General features: G+C 40.4%; 16 protein-coding genes. 14 read left to right on the plus strand and 2 right to left on the minus strand.

Translation table 11 applies throughout. The features are described from left to right. Positions 1 to 47: 47 nt before the first annotated feature. Entirely contained in the window at positions 48 to 1439 is a 1392-nt protein-coding gene (locus ACOMC3_RS05655) for an MBL fold metallo-hydrolase RNA specificity domain-containing protein (RefSeq protein ID WP_420318556.1), read from the minus strand. Between the two features lie 133 nt (positions 1440 to 1572). Between ACOMC3_RS05655 and ACOMC3_RS05660 the strand changes: the two genes are divergently transcribed. After that, on the plus strand, positions 1573 to 2028 hold the full coding sequence (locus ACOMC3_RS05660; RefSeq protein ID WP_420318557.1) for an OsmC family protein: 456 nt from the start codon (positions 1573 to 1575) through the stop codon (positions 2026 to 2028). 4 nt (positions 2029 to 2032) lie between these two features. Here ACOMC3_RS05660 and ACOMC3_RS05665 read toward each other — a convergent pair whose 3' ends face one another. Beyond that, complete coding sequence (locus ACOMC3_RS05665; protein WP_420318558.1) at positions 2033 to 2413, minus strand: hypothetical protein; 381 nt, start codon at positions 2411 to 2413, stop codon at positions 2033 to 2035. Positions 2414 to 2744: 331 nt separating this feature from the next. On the opposite strand from ACOMC3_RS05665, the gene ccoS reads away from it, so the two are divergent. The 13 genes from ccoS to nosZ all read left to right on the plus strand — a co-directional run bounded on the left by ccoS (position 2745) and on the right by nosZ (position 16413). Continuing rightward, positions 2745 to 2954, plus strand: a complete 210-nt coding sequence (gene ccoS / locus ACOMC3_RS05670) for a cbb3-type cytochrome oxidase assembly protein CcoS (protein WP_420318559.1) — start codon at positions 2745 to 2747, stop codon at positions 2952 to 2954. Continuing rightward, positions 2930 to 5098: a cytochrome-c oxidase, cbb3-type subunit I gene (gene ccoN / locus ACOMC3_RS05675; protein WP_420318560.1), complete on the plus strand. Its 2169-nt coding sequence runs from the start codon at positions 2930 to 2932 to the stop codon at positions 5096 to 5098. Before ccoS ends, ccoN begins: the two co-directional genes overlap by 25 nt. 12 nt (positions 5099 to 5110) lie before the next feature. Continuing rightward, positions 5111 to 5302, plus strand: coding sequence for a CcoQ/FixQ family Cbb3-type cytochrome c oxidase assembly chaperone (locus ACOMC3_RS05680; protein WP_420318561.1), 192 nt, complete (start codon positions 5111 to 5113; stop codon positions 5300 to 5302). Further along, complete coding sequence (locus ACOMC3_RS05685) at positions 5289 to 6263, plus strand: cbb3-type cytochrome c oxidase N-terminal domain-containing protein (protein ID WP_420318562.1); 975 nt, start codon at positions 5289 to 5291, stop codon at positions 6261 to 6263. Before ACOMC3_RS05680 ends, ACOMC3_RS05685 begins: the two co-directional genes overlap by 14 nt. 159 nt (positions 6264 to 6422) lie before the next feature. Further along, positions 6423 to 7850: a cytochrome c oxidase accessory protein CcoG gene (gene ccoG, locus ACOMC3_RS05690; RefSeq protein WP_420318563.1), complete on the plus strand. Its 1428-nt coding sequence runs from the start codon at positions 6423 to 6425 to the stop codon at positions 7848 to 7850. Between the two features lie 107 nt (positions 7851 to 7957). Continuing rightward, the gene (locus ACOMC3_RS05695; RefSeq protein ID WP_420318564.1) at positions 7958 to 8383 is read left to right on the plus strand and encodes a FixH family protein; all 426 of its coding nucleotides are present in this window, start codon (positions 7958 to 7960) and stop codon (positions 8381 to 8383) included. Beyond that, a complete protein-coding gene (locus tag ACOMC3_RS05700) occupies positions 8380 to 9060 on the plus strand; it encodes a sulfite exporter TauE/SafE family protein (RefSeq protein ID WP_420318565.1) in 681 nt (226 codons plus the stop codon). The genes ACOMC3_RS05695 and ACOMC3_RS05700 overlap by 4 nt, the downstream gene beginning before the upstream one ends. A gap of 73 nt (positions 9061 to 9133) precedes the next feature. Further along, complete coding sequence (locus tag ACOMC3_RS05705) at positions 9134 to 11278, plus strand: ATP-binding protein (protein WP_420318566.1); 2145 nt, start codon at positions 9134 to 9136, stop codon at positions 11276 to 11278. A 79-nt stretch (positions 11279 to 11357) separates the two neighbouring features. After that, the gene (hemN, locus tag ACOMC3_RS05710) at positions 11358 to 12701 is read left to right on the plus strand and encodes an oxygen-independent coproporphyrinogen III oxidase (RefSeq protein ID WP_420318567.1); all 1344 of its coding nucleotides are present in this window, start codon (positions 11358 to 11360) and stop codon (positions 12699 to 12701) included. A gap of 104 nt (positions 12702 to 12805) precedes the next feature. Then, positions 12806 to 13225 (plus strand): RrF2 family transcriptional regulator, encoded by a 420-nt coding sequence (locus tag ACOMC3_RS05715; protein WP_420318568.1) that lies wholly within the window; start codon positions 12806 to 12808, stop codon positions 13223 to 13225. A gap of 130 nt (positions 13226 to 13355) precedes the next feature. Continuing rightward, positions 13356 to 13841 carry a c-type cytochrome gene (locus ACOMC3_RS05720; protein ID WP_420318569.1) on the plus strand — a complete coding sequence of 162 codons (486 nt, stop codon included), beginning with the start codon at positions 13356 to 13358 and terminating at the stop codon, positions 13839 to 13841. A gap of 19 nt (positions 13842 to 13860) precedes the next feature. After that, entirely contained in the window at positions 13861 to 14433 is a 573-nt protein-coding gene (locus ACOMC3_RS05725; protein ID WP_420318570.1) for a fasciclin domain-containing protein, read from the plus strand. Between the two features lie 12 nt (positions 14434 to 14445). Beyond that, positions 14446 to 16413 (plus strand): Sec-dependent nitrous-oxide reductase, encoded by a 1968-nt coding sequence (nosZ, locus tag ACOMC3_RS05730; RefSeq protein WP_420318571.1) that lies wholly within the window; start codon positions 14446 to 14448, stop codon positions 16411 to 16413. Positions 16414 to 16463 lie beyond the last annotated feature (50 nt).

Raw genomic sequence — 16463 nt, forward strand, 5'->3', positions numbered from 1 at the left:
ACAATGAGTAAATTCATGACTGGAAATGACTCTGGACATTGACACACCTACACATGATCATACAACGTAAAAGTTTCCAGATAATTCGGAATAGTCACATTCCAGCCTTTTCCTTCAATGCGTTGTTTTAATACACTGGATTGTTCTTTTTCTCCGTGAATCAAAAAGGTCATTTTAGGTGCCTTCTTTATGTGCCCGGACCATTCCATTAGCTCATCCTGGTCTGCATGTGCAGACAAGCCGTCCAACACATGCACCTTTGCTTTTACATCTACGTCTTCTCCAAATATTTTGACTTTGGCCTCACCATTTGCAATATCTTTTCCCCTGGTTCCCTCTGGTAAAAAGCCAGTGAAGAGTATCGTGTCCTGCTTATTAGGCAGCCGGTGGTATAAATGGTGTAGGATTCGACCACCAGTAGCCATACCACTTGCAGAAATGATAATCGCCCGATCCTTAATTGTATTTATCACTTTAGACTTGCTCTGTTCAGTTACGTAATGAACAAAAGGGGCATCAAAAATGTGATGTCCGAATTCACTGTCACTCTCCAGTCTATGGTAGCTTGTAAATTGCTTATACAGCCTGGTCACACTTATAGCCATCGGGCTATCCACATATACTGGTCTTGACCTCATGTTTTGGAAAATTTTCCAGAGGTAGAACAGTACCAGTTGGGTTCTTCCTAAGGAGAATGCCGGAATTAGCAGGCAGCCACCCATTTGATCACTTTCCATGATCATTTGACGCAATTCTGCCTCCAGATTTTGATCTCTGTGATTTCGTGCGCCATAGGTAGACTCCATAAAAAGTATATCAGCAATCGGAGGGTTTGATGGTGCAACGTGGAGTGGACTGTGCATGGGTCCCAGATCTCCAGAAAAAACCACCTTTTTGGTTCCCTGACTTGTGTAGATGTTTATTTCAATACTGGCAGCACCCAATATATGACCGGCGTGGAAGAATCGCACCTCAATTTGATCATGAATACGAAATGTCTTTTCAAAAGGATGTGCTTCGAATGCATGCATGGCATCCAGGGCATCCTGCACCTTGTAAAGAGGTTTTGCAGGATTGTGTTTGCTGTACCCTTTTCTATTGGCAAACTCAGCTTCCTCTTCCTGCAGTTTGGCACTATCCGTTAAGAGAATTTCTGCTAATTCTTTGGTAGGCTCTGTGCTATGAATTTTTCCACCAAAACCATTTTTGAATAGGAGTGGTAGATAACCGGAATGATCTATGTGTGCATGGGTTAGAAGTACTGTATCGATGCTGGCAGGGTCGATAGGTAATTCATCCCAGTTTCTGAGTCGAAGTTCTTTAAGTCCCTGAAAAAGACCACAATCGATCAGGATTTTGAAATCATCAACCATCAATAGAAACTTGGATCCAGTTACAGACCCGGCTCCTCCAAGAAATTTCACACGTATATCCACCATCGGAAGTTAGTAATTTCTGGTAAGAAGACGCACTTGCTATAGCTGATCATTCTCCTTTATTAGGATGACTAAAATCATTAGAAAGTTCAATCAGAAGCCAGTGATTTGCATTTGAATTTATAAACAAATTATCATGGAACCACATACTTATAATGTTGATATTTCCTGGAATACAGATCGAAAGGGGGTCATGTGTTCGCCAGAATTAAATAAGGATGCTAATACATGCATAGATGTAGCAACTCCACCAGAATTTCCAAAAGGGATTCCCGGAATTTGGTCTCCGGAGCATCTATTCACCGCATCTGTAAGTAGTTGTTTGATGACTACTTTTTTAGCTATCGCAGAGAATTCAAAATTGGAATTTGTTGAATTCAACTGTAATTCAAAGGGTAAACTTGAGAAAGTAGACGGTAAACTATTGATGACGCAAGTCATCCTAAAACCCAAGGTCACAGTCAAACAAGAAACAGACATTGATCGGGCGAAAAGAGTTTTAGAGAAATCAGAAAAAGCATGTCTTATTTCTAACTCGATTAAATCAGAGGTAATAATGGAGCCTGTGATTGAAGTTTTGCAAGCAGTGTGATCAACTAATTAAGGAAGCCCAAGTATGTGAAGAATAAACCAACCGCTACAATAACTATGGTGAGACCTTTTCCGATGCGAACCAATAATAGCTTTTTAAACCAATCAAAGTAGAGTGGAAAGAGTAGGATCAAGATTCCTTTAATTAGCGCAATCCACCCAATAATTGTGATAATAACGCGCCAATCATTGACCCAATAGTTATGGTAATTGACCATTGCCATCCCTCCAACTATCGCCATAAATCCTCCTAGTAATGCATATCCGGGACTGTCTAAAATCTTTCTAAGAGCCAGTATATAAACCTCCCTGAAGAGAAAGAGTCCGATCCCTACGGTTAGGTAAACTACACCTAGTGTTCTGGCTATAAATATTGATAGTTCCATGATCATTGATGTTTTAATGACACTAAAATGACCAATCTTCTCTGTTTATTAAATGAGACTCGTCATAGACTTATATGATCTTTTATTGCATGAGATGTGACAATCATATTGATATTTTTAAATAGTTCATGACATAAAAAGCTGCAGACCATAAGCAAACAAACTGAGTGCCTTTATGACTTCTGAAATGACAGTGCTTGACAGATTGGCTGACATAGGTGGTTGAGTAAGCATACACCACCTTCGGCTCGCTGGCTGATAAAAATCATACCCTGCACTAACAGCCCTCATTAGTCACCCTGTGATGCTCCGCTAATCTTGTCATCGGATTATGAGTGTAATTTTTATTCTAATCGCATGTAGCCTTTTATTAGCAGGCAGCTTCCTGGCGGCCTTCTTATGGGCGTCTCGTTCGGGGCAGTTTGAGGATGATTATACCCCATCAGTCCGTATTCTTTTTGAAGACGAAGGGCCTTCGGTCTCTTCTAAAAGTATCAGTAATAAACCTAGTGACCAATGTCAGAAAACAACGAAAAAGTAGGTCTTGAAACCTTTCATTATGACAACACCACGGTACGGAACTTCCTAATTGCCACCACGGTATTTGGGATAGTAGGTATGACCGTTGGGCTTCTTGTGGCATGCCAGTTTGTATGGCCGGAAGCAAATTTCGGATTGCAATACACCACCTTCGGTAGGGTAAGACCACTGCATACCAATGCAGTGATTTTTGCTTTTGTGGGAAACGGAATTTTTGCAGGAGTGTATTATTCCCTTCAGCGATTGTGTAAAACACGGATGTACAGTGACCTTCTTAGTAAGGTCCATTTCTGGGGCTGGCAATTGATCATACTGTCGGCGGCAATCACACTTCCATTAGGAATGACTTCCGGGAAAGAGTACGCTGAGCTGGAATGGCCTATTGATATCGCTATTGCACTGATTTGGGTAGTGTTCGGTCTCAATATGTTTATGACCATTATCAAGCGGCGTGAACGCCATTTGTATGTAGCCATTTGGTTTTACATCGCTACCTTCGTGACAGTAGCAATGCTACATATCGTGAACTCTTTTGAGCTACCGATTGACTTTATGAAAAGTTATTCCTGGTATGCCGGGGTGCAGGATGCTTTGGTGCAGTGGTGGTATGGTCACAATGCAGTTGCATTCTTCTTGACTACTCCATACTTAGGATTGATGTACTACTTCATACCGAAAGCATCAGGTCGACCGATCTACTCGTATAGACTTTCGATCATTCACTTCTGGGCCTTGATTTTTATTTACATATGGGCGGGCCCACACCACTTATTATACAATTCTTTGCCAGATTGGGCTCAATCATTAGGTGTGGTATTCTCAGTTATGTTGATCGCTCCATCATGGGGAGGAATGTTGAACGGCCTTCTGACTTTGAGAGGTGCATGGGACAAGGTACGTGAAGATGCAATCCTGAAATTCATGGTAGTAGCCATTACCTGTTATGGCATGGCCACTTTCGAGGGTCCGATGCTTTCATTAAAAAATGTAAACGCCATCGGTCACTTTACAGACTGGATCGTGGGTCACGTGCACATCGGTGGATTAGGCTGGAATGGCTTCCTGACATTCGCCATGCTTTATTATCTCATTCCTAAGCTGTATGGGACAAAACTTCATTCTGAGAAGTTGGCAAATGTGCACTTCTGGATTGGTACGATGGGTATCCTTTTTTATGCGATTCCATTGTATTGGGCAGGTTTCACTCAAAGTTTAATGTGGAAACAATTCAATCCTGACGGAACGCTAGTTTATAGCAACTTCCTGGAGACCGTCACTCAAATCATGCCGATGTATGCTTTAAGAGCGTTTGGAGGGCTGTTATACTTGAGTGGAGTCTTCGTGATGGTGTATAACCTCGTGAAAACTGCTCGAGCGGGTAAATTCCAACCAACAACTGAAGCCCAGGCTGCACCATTGATGAAAGATTATCAGCCGGATAAAAGTGAACATTGGCACAGAAGAATCTTTGAATGGAAGCCGATGAGAATGCTCGTGTGGAGTTTGATTTTAGTAGCGATAGGTGGAGTGATAGAGATCGTACCAACATTTTTAATTCAAAGTAATGTCCCCACGATTTCCACTGTGAAACCTTATACACCACTTGAATTGAATGGTCGTGACATCTACATAAGAGAAGGCTGCTACACTTGTCACTCACAAATGATTCGTCCGTTCCGCTCAGAAGTGATGCGTTACGATCCAGCTGATCTTGAGTATTCCAAAGCTGGAGAGTTTGTTTATGATCATCCATTTCAGTGGGGATCTAAACGTACTGGCCCGGATTTACATAGAGTAGGTAAAAAATATCCGGATAGTTGGCACTTCTATCACATGCTTGATCCAACCAGTATGTCTCCAGGATCAATCATGCCACCTTATCCTTGGCTCTTCGAGCAAGAGTGGGACAAAGCACGGTTGCCTAAGAAAATACGCGCAATGCAAACACTAGGTGTTCCATATTCTGAAGGATATGATCAACAAGCTGTAGCTGATGCCGAAAATCAAGCAGCGCTGATTTCTAAAGGGCTTGAATTGGATGGAATTAAAATGACCAGTGATGCAGAAATCATAGCTCTGATAGCCTACTTGCAACGATTGGGTACAGATATTAAGAATGTAGAAGGAGTTGCCGAAGGCAAATAAAAAAATACGATTATGCTAAAATTTATCAAACATCATATGGAGTCCATCGCTGGGATTGAAATTTATCCTGTGATCTCCTTTGTCATCTTTTTTGTCTTTTTCATCGCGTTGACAATTTATGTACTGAAAGTAGACAAAAAGCTTTTTAATGACATTTCAAATATTCCGTTGAACGAAAAAGAATCCGACAATGAGCAAGCTTAAATCCTTTTTATCGATACTTATCCTGGCGATTCCGGGCCTTTCTATGGCTCAGGAAGAAACATCTCAGCAATCATTTTTCGAGCAGTATCAAATTGAATTAGTACTGGGTTTAGCGGTTGTTGTTGCAATAGTTGCAATTGCAGCTATGTATACGCTATTGGTTGCACTAAAAGTAGTTCTTCGTTTGAAGAAAGCTGAAATGGGAATTGTGGAAGAGGAGAAGGAATTGATTCCAGCCATAGAAGGAGAAGAAGGTGTAGGGTTCTGGAGAAAATTCTGGAATAGACTGAATGATTCAGTGCCTGTAGCTAAAGAACATGAAGTTGCAACAAGTCACGAATACGACGGTATCAGAGAGCTAGACAATCGATTACCACCGTGGTGGCTGTATGGGTTCTATATTTCTATATTATTTGGGGTCGTTTACCTCATCAACTATGAAGTTCTTGGTACTGGTCAGAGTCAAGATGAAGAATTTCAGACGGAGATGATGCAAGCAGAAGAAGATGTGAAGACATACCTTGCTTCATTAGGGGATTTGATAGATGAAAGCAATGTTACTCTGGCAACAGAAACTGCTGATATAAATGCGGGAAAAGCTATTTATGATGCAAACTGCTCAGTTTGTCATGCAGCAGATGGAGGAGGAGGAGTCGGCCCGAATTTTACAGATAAGTATTGGATTCACGGTGGAGATATGCCTTCCATTTTTAAAACCATCAAATATGGTGTACCATCAAAAGGTATGATTGCATGGGAGGCTCAGCTTTCTCCTAAGAAGATGCAACAGGTAGCAAGCTACATCTACATGATGGAAGGAAATGTAGCTGCAGATCCGAAAGAGCCTCAAGGGGACTTATTTGAGCGTAATGATGGGGAGATGGAAGGTGATGAAGATCCAGCGACCAATCCTGACTATGTAGACGATGAAGCCGACTTGGAAGAAGGAGAATGTTGCTAGCGAGAAAAAAATCAACCATCTCAAAAATTAAGAAACGTCATAGCGAACGAAGTGCGGCTATCTCAAGAACTGAAGTGGCAAAATTTCATAAAGATTGCTTCGCAATGCTCACAATGACGAACCTTTTGAGATGGTCTAATTAAGTGTGAATCATTTTAAATGGCTGACGTAAAAGATATATATCAGGAGCAGGAAACCGCTGAGGAGACATTTCGTGATCATTTGTCTACAGTTGATAAAGAAGGGAAACGAATATGGGTTTATCCTAAAAAACCTAAAGGAAAATTTACTAACTATCGGGCACTGGTTAGTTATCTCCTGCTCTTGTTTTTATTAGGCGCTCCATTCATTAAAGTGGACGGCCAACCATTTTTATTATTCAATATTTTCGAACGGAAGTTCATCATATTCGGTCAGGTATTCTGGCCTCAAGATTTCTTCTTATTTGTGATTGGGATGCTTGCTTCCCTTGTTTTTATCATTCTTTTCACAGTAGTCTTTGGCCGTATTTTTTGTGGATGGATCTGTCCACAAACCATATTTATGGAGGGTGTTTTTCGGCAGATCGAATATTGGATTGAAGGAGATTACATGGCTCAGAAAAAGTTGGATAAGAAGCCATGGAATAAAGAAAAGGTAACCAAGAAATCAATCAAGCATGTACTGTTCATTTTAGTCAGTGTGCTCATCATGCATACGTTCATGGCTTACTTGGTGGGTGTAAATGAACTTTGGGACATCATTCAAGGTGGCCCGGCAGAAAATACCGGTGGATTTATCGCAATGATTGTTTTTACGGGTCTTTTCTATGGCGTTTTTAGCCAGATGCGTGAGCAAGTATGCACCACCATTTGTCCTTATGGAAGGCTGCAAGGTGTGTTGCTCGACAAACAAAGTGTGGTGGTAGCTTACGATCATGAACGTGGAGAGAATCGAGCGAAATTCCGTAAAGATGAGGACCGAGATGCAGTTGGCAAAGGAGATTGCATTGATTGTAAGCAATGTGTATTTGTTTGTCCTACCGGTATAGATATCCGCAATGGAACTCAGCTGGAATGTGTCAACTGTACCGCCTGTATTGATGCATGTGATTCCATTATGGATCGAATTGGAAAACCGAGGGGGCTGGTTAGATATGCTTCTGAGGAGAACATTGTTGAGAAAAGGCCATTCAAGTTTACCTCTAGAATGAGGGCTTACTCAGGCGTTCTTATTCTTTTGATTGGCGTATTAGTGACCTTATTATTGGTTAGGTCAGATTTTGAGACGACCATTTTGCGGACTCCCGGAATTTTATATCAAGAGAGAGAAGATGGAATGATTACAAACCTCTATCAGGTGAAAATGATAAATAAAACCAATAAAGCCATGGAAGTGCGCTTCGAACTTATTGAACCGAATGGACAGATTGAAATGGTAGGAGGTGAGATTGACCTGGCTGAACAAGGAATAGGTCAGGGGGCATTCTTTATAATCATGAATCCTGGAGATATAGAAAAAATGAGTACCATGGCGACAATAGGAGTTTTTTCAGGTGATGAATTGGTGGAAACAGTAAAGACTAAATTCTTAGGACCAACCAATTAGAAATTGATAATTGAAAATGAAAAATTGAGAATATGAGTAATGAGCTAGTATTTAGCCAATCGGAAATGATTCTGACCACTAGTTTCTAACTCCAAACTACTAAAAATATGAACTGGGGAAATAAAATTGTAGTCGCATTTATACTTTTTGCAGCCTTCATTGGGTACATGGTGGTAAGGGCGTTTCAGGAGGATTTTGATCTTGTTGCAGAAGACTATTATGCACAGGAGATCAATTATCAGCAAAAGCTAAACAAGCTCGCTAATGCAGCAGACAAGGAAAAGTCAGTGATTGTTAAACAGAAAGGCGATGAGATCTTCCTTACATTCCCTGATGCACAGGCGGAAGGCAGTATTCACTTTTACCATCCATCGAGAAAGATGTTCGACCGGGAGTTTGAGATTGATTTAACGGCTGGTAAAACCCAAAAAATTGACCGTTCTCAACTGATAGCAGGAAGCTATCGGGTGAATATCACCTGGCAAACAGCAGATCAGGATTATTATCAACAATCCAGCATTTATATCCAATGATCGGCGCATTCATCATCGGTTTATTTGGGAGTTTGCACTGTGTGGGCATGTGCGGCCCGGTGATGATGGCATTCATGGGACCTAATCAATCTAAGAAAGGGTTCGTCTTGTATCATTCTGGTAGGATTCTTTCATACATTCTTATAGGTGGATTATTAGGATTATTAGGTGCCACAATAGCATTTATGAATCTTCAAAAATTTCTTGCATTCTTTCTGGGCTCTGGATTGATCCTACTTTATGGTGTCCCATCGATCCGTCACAGACTGGAGCGATTTTATTTCGAATCTGGTTTCTACCAGTTTCTAAAATCTTTCTTATCACAAAATCTAACTGTTAGGAAGCGATGGTTTCTGAGTGGAGTAGCAAATGGTTTTTTTCCATGTGGACTCACCTATGTAGCCGCTGCAGGAGCAGTTGCTTTGGCCAATCCTTTAGAAGGAGTCGTTTTTATGATACTTTTTGGATTAGGTACATTGCCGGCTTTAATGACCCTATCATTTGCAGGAAATATCTTTTCCCAACGTTTAAAAACACTAATCCCGAGATCTATCCCAATCATTGCAATTTTCTCTGGTTCCATCCTTATCATGCGAGGGCTACTTACCACCTTTCCTCAATTCAATCAAATGGTACAGACCAATGCTGCAGGCCTAATTACCGTTTGTGGACTTTAAATTGAATTTTTATCAGATTGAATTACTCCAATCTGGTTTTTTAGACTAACTTATTGGATTAAATAACGAACGGATGAAGTCCGTATCTGAAATTAAATCTTTAAGAAGAATATTCTTTCTTCTTGTGATCACCATAACAATTTCGCTCGCTGGCGTCATTGCGTACATCTATGCAGATACAAGAAATGATAGAATCAATGATTTAGGCTATACAGCTTCTGTCATAAAGGAATACTATGAACTTAGTTTTAGACAATGGGAGCTAAGCTTGCTAAGTGTAGGAAATCGATTAGCCGAAATAGAGTCGATAGAGGAAAAAGCTGCATTTGCAACGGACGCACTAAAAATTTATGAACGTGAATTATTAGCCTTTGGATTCGCAAGACCAGATGGACAAATTCTTGTCTTCAGTGGGAGATTGCTTACTGACTCTCTTCCACACCTGATGCAATCTGAAAAAACCAGACGATCCTTTGATCTGGCCAGAAAAGGGGATAGGATATCAATAGGAGAATGTTATTACACCTCTCTTGCAGGCGATTGGGTTATTCCCATACGAGTGCCCATTAGAGATGAAAAGGGTAATCTGGTGGCAGTCAATACAACCGGAGTAGATTACAGCGGCATGGTTGAAGATTTAAAACGCTTTGGTTTTAATGAAAACTACCAGATTCACCTTATTAACAAGAATTTTGGCACTACTCAAATTTTATACCCCTTAGCCAAAGAAAAATATGAAAGCATATTAGGTCGGGATTCTCTAAGCTACCATTTAGAGGATGGTCAGGAGGAAAGATTAAATGAAGACTTATTAATATTTAGTTGCATGAACCCACTCAATAATGAAGCGAGCATAGTTATATCAACTGACATTACCCCTGTTAATCACCAATTGGTTGTGAGTGTACCAAAGACATTTATTTCATCTGAAGTGTTTGATCGAATAAAATTTGTTGGCGGTGCTTACATCGGACTGGTTGCAATTTTTCTTTTCTTATATACTTACCTAAAAGGTAATTTGGAAAAATCAATTGATAAACTCAAAGCAGAAAGAGCCAATCTAAAATCAATCATTGAAAGCACTTCTGACCTGATAGGACTATTTGATCCAAATAAAAAGTTAGTTGAATTTAATCGAGCATTCAAGATCTCCGCCAAGTTAACAGACGATATGACCTTGCAAAAGGGAATGAATATATTGAAAGAGATCAAGCACAAAGATCAGGTAAGTCATTTCAATAATTTATTCAACAAAGCACTAAAGGGAGAAAAATTTCAGGTTGAAATTGTGTATCCAGGTCCAAAAGGCGACCTAATCTTCAAGTCCACATATACCCCGGTCTTCAATGAGGATAGAGTAGTTGGCATCACATTTTTTGCGGAGGATATTACTGAAATCAGAAGTTATCAGAGGCAACTCGAAGAGCTCAATAAGGACCTTGAAAGCAAGGTTCAGGAAAGAACGAAAGAACTCAAAAAGAAAAATAAGGAGTTGAGTGAAGGTTATAAAAAGCTTCAATCGACCCAGCAGCAACTGATCCGTGCAGAAAAAATGGCATCACTCGGAATCTTGTCTGCTGGGATTGGTCATGAAATCAATAATCCATTAAACTTCATCAAACATGGAGCATTGGCATTGAAAGAAAACCTTACTGAGAACAGTGGTTTAGATGGTACAGAGCAATATTTCCATGCAATTGAGGAGGGAGTAAAAAGAGCCGCTCAGATTGTGAATGGGTTGTCTCATTTTAGTCGCTCAGGGAAAACCATGGATGAAACATGCGATATCCATGAAATACTTCAGAATAGTCTTACACTACTCACGAACCGATTCAGAAAAAAGAATATTGAAATCAATACAAACTTCGATGCGGAAAATGCGGTAATAAATGGCAATGAAGGAAAGCTCCATCAAGTTTTTACCAATATTATAACCAATGCAGAGCAGGCTATTCCGGATAAAGGGGTAATCATCATTTCAACTAAAAATGAAAAGCAAAATATCTGTGTTGAAATTGCTGACACAGGTATAGGAATGAACAAAAAAGAAATGGAGCAAATGTCTGATCCATTCTTTACTACAAAAGATCCGGGAGAAGGAACAGGTTTAGGAATGTTCATTACTCAAATGATTATTGATGAACACGATGGCGAGATAAAAGTAAAATCAAAAAAAGGAGAGGGGACTACTTTTCAAATTATACTCAAAAACAAGTGACAAAAATCAGGTTTCCTTGTTCCATTAATCAGTAGTTACCCTTAAATACCAAAATAGCTTTGAGTCAAATTTTGATTCAATGCTAGACCTGAAGCAATACAACCAACCCGTCCCTCGATATACCAGCTACCCAACGGTCCCATTCTGGGAGCCAGAGAGCTTTACGTTAGACGCTTATCAAAAAACCTTACAATCGGCATATTGGGAAAGCAGCAAAGAAGTGAGCTTGTACATTCATCTACCTTTTTGCGAAAGCTTATGCACCTATTGTGCTTGTAATACGCGGATTACCAAAAATCATCAGGTTGAAGGTCCATATATTGATCACTTGCTCAAAGAATGGGAACTGTATTTGGAAGTGCTTCCAGAAAAACCTTTTCTCAGAGAGATCCACTTGGGTGGAGGTACACCCACTTTTTTTGCTCCGGAAAACCTCGACCGATTATTATCCGGAATCATTAGCAGAGCTCGCTTATCGAAAGAATTTCAGATGAGTTTTGAAGGACATCCTGCTAATACAACTGCAAAGCATTTAGAAACTTTACATCAGCTTGGTTTTGATCGTGTAAGTTTTGGAATTCAGGATTTTGACCTGAATGTGCAAAAACTAATCAACCGCATGCAGTCTTTCGAGCAGGTAAAAGCGATTACGGAGAAAGCAAGAGAAATCGGCTACACTTCAGTCAATTATGATGTGGTTTATGGTTTACCAGGCCAAACCATTGAATCTGTCCAAAATACATTAAATCAAATTATTGAATTGAAACCGGAACGCATTGCTTACTACAGCTATGCGCACGTTCCATCCATGCGTCCGGCACAGAAATCGTATGAGGCATATTTACCAAATGAGGACAACAAATGGAATTTCATGCAGATTGGCAAAGAGGCCTTTAACAAAGCAGGTTATGAGGAAGTGGGGATGGATCACTATGTGTTACCAGGCGATGAGTTATTGAATGCGCGTAAAAACGGTGAATTACATAGGAATTTCATGGGCTATACGCCATTTACCAGCAAACTGCTAATAGGGTTGGGAGTGAGCTCCATCAGCGATAGTTGGTCGGGCTTTGCTCAAAATGAGAAGAGCATCCCAAAATACTATGAGTACCTGGATCAGAATCAATTACCAATTGTTAAGGGCCATATTCATACAAGGCAAGACTTGTTTTTCAGGAAACATATCCTGAATCTGATGTGTGACTTTGAAACGAGCTGGCATGAGTCAGAATTCATGGAGCATTGTGTAGCGCTTAATTACAAATTGCTTGATCAGCTACAAGATGATGGACTCATTGAGTACGGTGTTGATGGGATGAAAGTAATGGCTCAGGGTAAAGAAGTTATACGCGTCATCTGTTCAGCATTAGATGCAAGACTTTCACATAAAGCCCATTTCAATTCCTTTAGTAACGCTATTTAGTCACTGATAGTGATAGATGATTTAAATCATAAAATTTAATAAAGGATATAATTGTCCGTTATTATTTATGTTGTAAATTCGCCCTGAGTATAGATGAAATTAGAATGTTCTCCAGAGCCTGTGAATACGCCATAAAAATCATGATCTACATTGCCGGTAATGAGCAGGAGGGAAGAAGAACAGGTGTGAAGGAGATATCAGATGCAATTAATTCACCCGAGGCTTTTTCAGCCAAGATCTTGCAGCAACTTGTTAAGAATGGTTTATTGAGTTCTTATAAAGGACCCACCGGAGGTTTCGAATTATCGCCAAATAAGAAAATCAAACTAGTAGATATCGTGAAAGCCATCGATGGAAATAAATTGATGGAAAGTTGTGTGCTTGGTCTTGAAAATTGCTCTGGCGAAAACCCATGTCCGGTTCATTTCAAATTTGTTGAGATACGGGAGCAATTGAATGAAACGCTGCTTTCTATGGAAATAAGAGACCCGGAATTGATAACTAAAGGGATGGGATTGGCTTAATTTTAATTTAATAAAGGATAAAACGATCTTTTAATCTTAAAATAAAACATAAATCATAAAGAGGGCTGAAGAAGATCATATTTCATACACCTCAATCTGTAAAACTTTGAACCATTAAATAGTAAATGTCATGAATAGAGTATTATCAACCACATTAATAGCCGCCTTATTTTTCATCACAGCATGTGGTGGAGGTGACGGTAAAAGCAAAATAGATCAAATCAAAGAGCAGTCTAAAATCGAGTCTGCGGAAAGCAATGTTCCTGCCAGCGAACGGGTAACACTGGATAACAAAGGCGTAGGAAAAATTAAGGATTTGCCACTCTCTGAGACCATTGATCAGGAAATGGTAGAGAGAGGAAAAGCACTTTTCAATACCAACTGCAGCGCCTGCCATAAGATAGATAAACGCTTTATTGGTCCTTCACCAAAAGGAATCATGCAACGAAGAAGTCCTGAATGGATCATGAATATGATCCTTGATCCTCAATTAATGGTGGAGCAGGACAGATGTGCCAAGGATCTTTTAGTCGAATTTAACGGAGCTGCCATGGCCAACCAAAACATGACTGAAGAACAGGCTCGTGATATTCTAGAGTACTTCAGAACCTTATAATAACCAAACCTTTAATATTATGAAAGTTAAAATTTTAAACTCCTTGACCTTATTGGTGCTTTCTGCACTGATATGGTCGTGTACACCTCAGCAAGAGGGTGATTCTTCTTCAGAGGCCTCTGTGGGGACCGATAGCCATCCGATGGGGCAAGCCTCTGTTGTAGACGAAGTATCAGACCCCAATATTCTACAAGTGGCGATATCTTCAGAGCCACACAGCACCTTAGTTGCTGCAGTTCAGGCTGCTCAAATTGAGCATGTGCTTGTAAATGCCGGCCCTCTTACCGTGTTTGCCCCTGTCAATGAAGCGTTCGATGCACTGCCTGAAGGCACATTAGACAACCTTTTGAAGCCTGAAAACAAGGGAGATCTAGCTACAATAATCACTCGTCATGCAGCTCCTGGTTCATTTGATATCGAAGCTCTTAAAAGAGAGGCTAGAAAGGGAAGAAAAATTTATATGGCCACTGGTGATTACCTGGAAGTGATTGTGGATGGAGATGATGTGAGCGTTGGTGGTGCCAAAATAGTCGGAACAGTGGCTGCTTCAAATGGAATCATCCATGTAATAGAAAAAGTGATTTTACCTTAAAAAACCAATAAAATGAAAACTAACATTATTAAAAATACTTTATTCATAAGCGCGCTTGCCTTCTTGTTTTCTTGTGGTCAGGCAGGGGATAGAGGAGGTAATGGTGCGCTTAGCAGCAATATTGCTGAAAAAGTGTACGTAGCACCCGGCGAAAGGGATGAACAATACGCTTTCCTGTCTGGAGGCTATAGTGGCAACCTAACCGTTTACGGACTGCCTTCAGGAAGACTTTTTAAAGAGATCCCTGTATTCTCTCAATTTCCAACGTCAGGTTACGGTTATTCGGAAGAAACTAAACCTATGTTAAATACTTCGTTTGGTTTCATTCCATGGGATGATCTTCACCACCCGGATATTTCCCAAACGAATGGTGAACTGGATGGAAGATGGATTTTCGCTAATGGAAATAATACACCACGTATTGCAAGAATCAGTTTGACTACATTCGAAACAGAGGAGATCATCGAAGTACCTAATAGTGCCGGTAATCACAGTTCTTCTTTCATTACTGAAAACACTGAATATGTAGTAGCCGGAACACGCTTTTCCGTGCCTGTACCTCAAAAGGATATGCCAATCAGTGAATACAAGGCAAATTTCAAAGGAGCCCTGACATTTATCGCAGTTGATCAAGAGCATGGACATATGGATATCAAGTTTCAGTTGTTGATGCCTGGATTCAACTATGATCTGTCGCACCCTGGCAGAGGCAAATCACATGGTTGGTTCTTCTTCTCCACTTATAACACTGAAGAGGCAAATTCACTACTTGAAGTCAATGCATCACAGAATGACAAGGACTTCATTGCTGCGATTAACTGGAAGAAAATCGAAGAATATGTGAACAACGGAGGTGGAACTAAAATGCCTGCCAAATTTGCCCACAATGTATACGATGAATCCACACATACAGCTACTTCTACCATGAAGAACGAGGTGCTTACTGTTAATCCAGTGGATGTACCAGGTGCTATCTACTTTCTACCAACTCCTAAATCACCTCACGGGTGTGATGTAGACCCTAATGGAGAGTATATTATTGGTTCAGGTAAGCTATCAGCAAACATAACTGTCCATTCATTCGACAAAATGTTGGCTGCTATTGATGCGGAAAAATTTGATGGCGATGCATATGGTATTCCGATTTTGAACTATGACGATGTATTGGCAGGTAGCGTACAGAGTGGTGGCTTAGGCCCACTGCACACCGAGTTTGATGGAAAAGGGAATGCGTACACTACTTTCTTTATCTCCTCAGAGGTAGTAAAGTGGAAACTTGGAACCTGGGAAGTAGTGGATAGAAAGCCAACTTATTACTCTGTAGGTCACTTAATGATCCCAGGCGGTAACTCAAGAAAACCGCATGGTAAGTACCTGGTAGCTATGAACAAGATCACGAAAGATCGCTACCTACCTACAGGTCCTGAAATGGAGCACTCTGCACAGATTTATGATATCTCAGGAGAGAAAATGGAGCTGCTTTACGATTTCCCTACGCACGGAGAGCCGCACTATGCTGCTGGATGTGATGCAGAACTTTTGGTGAATAACTCTAAGAAAATTTACCGAATCGATGAGAACAATCACCCATATGCTATTAAGAGTCCTGCAGAAGCCAGGGTAGAAAGAGATGGCAAAGAGGTACACATCTATATGTCCACCATCAGAAGTCACTTTACGCCTGACAATATCGAAGGCATCAAAGTGGGGGATAAGGTTTATTTCCATATCACTAACCACGAGCAGGATTTCGATGTTCCCCATGGATTCTCCATGATCGGACAGAGGACATCTGAAATACTTGTAATGCCTGGTCAGACCAAAACTTCACTTTGGGAACCAGAAAGAGTTGGAGTGTGGCCATTCTACTGCACAGACTTCTGCTCAGCACTTCATCAGGAAATGCAAGGATACATTAGAGTATCACCTGCAAACTCAAACATCGAGTTGAGTTATACCCTGGACGGTGACGACATCTAAAATGAAAAACTGTAAGACTGATAATTGATTCAGTCTTACAGTTTTATTCA

Source organism: Ekhidna sp., assembly GCF_965212185.1.
Lineage (GTDB): Bacteria > Bacteroidota > Bacteroidia > Cytophagales > Cyclobacteriaceae > Ekhidna.

Bases quoted from the DNA above. Each gene is read 5' to 3' on its own strand.
- ACOMC3_RS05655 (WP_420318556.1), bottom strand. From the start codon at position 1,439: ATGGTGGATATACGTGTGAAATTTCTTGGAGGAGCCGGGTCTGTAACT.
- ACOMC3_RS05660 (WP_420318557.1), top strand. From the start codon at position 1,573: ATGGAACCACATACTTATAATGTTGATATTTCCTGGAATACAGATCGA.
- ACOMC3_RS05665 (WP_420318558.1), bottom strand. From the start codon at position 2,413: ATGGAACTATCAATATTTATAGCCAGAACACTAGGTGTAGTTTACCTA.
- ccoS (WP_420318559.1), top strand. From the start codon at position 2,745: ATGAGTGTAATTTTTATTCTAATCGCATGTAGCCTTTTATTAGCAGGC.
- ccoN (WP_420318560.1), top strand. From the start codon at position 2,930: ATGTCAGAAAACAACGAAAAAGTAGGTCTTGAAACCTTTCATTATGAC.
- ACOMC3_RS05680 (WP_420318561.1), top strand. From the start codon at position 5,111: ATGCTAAAATTTATCAAACATCATATGGAGTCCATCGCTGGGATTGAA.
- ACOMC3_RS05685 (WP_420318562.1), top strand. From the start codon at position 5,289: ATGAGCAAGCTTAAATCCTTTTTATCGATACTTATCCTGGCGATTCCG.
- ccoG (WP_420318563.1), top strand. From the start codon at position 6,423: ATGGCTGACGTAAAAGATATATATCAGGAGCAGGAAACCGCTGAGGAG.
- ACOMC3_RS05695 (WP_420318564.1), top strand. From the start codon at position 7,958: ATGAACTGGGGAAATAAAATTGTAGTCGCATTTATACTTTTTGCAGCC.
- ACOMC3_RS05700 (WP_420318565.1), top strand. From the start codon at position 8,380: ATGATCGGCGCATTCATCATCGGTTTATTTGGGAGTTTGCACTGTGTG.
- ACOMC3_RS05705 (WP_420318566.1), top strand. From the start codon at position 9,134: ATGAAGTCCGTATCTGAAATTAAATCTTTAAGAAGAATATTCTTTCTT.
- hemN (WP_420318567.1), top strand. From the start codon at position 11,358: ATGCTAGACCTGAAGCAATACAACCAACCCGTCCCTCGATATACCAGC.
- ACOMC3_RS05715 (WP_420318568.1), top strand. From the start codon at position 12,806: ATGTTCTCCAGAGCCTGTGAATACGCCATAAAAATCATGATCTACATT.
- ACOMC3_RS05720 (WP_420318569.1), top strand. From the start codon at position 13,356: ATGAATAGAGTATTATCAACCACATTAATAGCCGCCTTATTTTTCATC.
- ACOMC3_RS05725 (WP_420318570.1), top strand. From the start codon at position 13,861: ATGAAAGTTAAAATTTTAAACTCCTTGACCTTATTGGTGCTTTCTGCA.
- nosZ (WP_420318571.1), top strand. From the start codon at position 14,446: ATGAAAACTAACATTATTAAAAATACTTTATTCATAAGCGCGCTTGCC.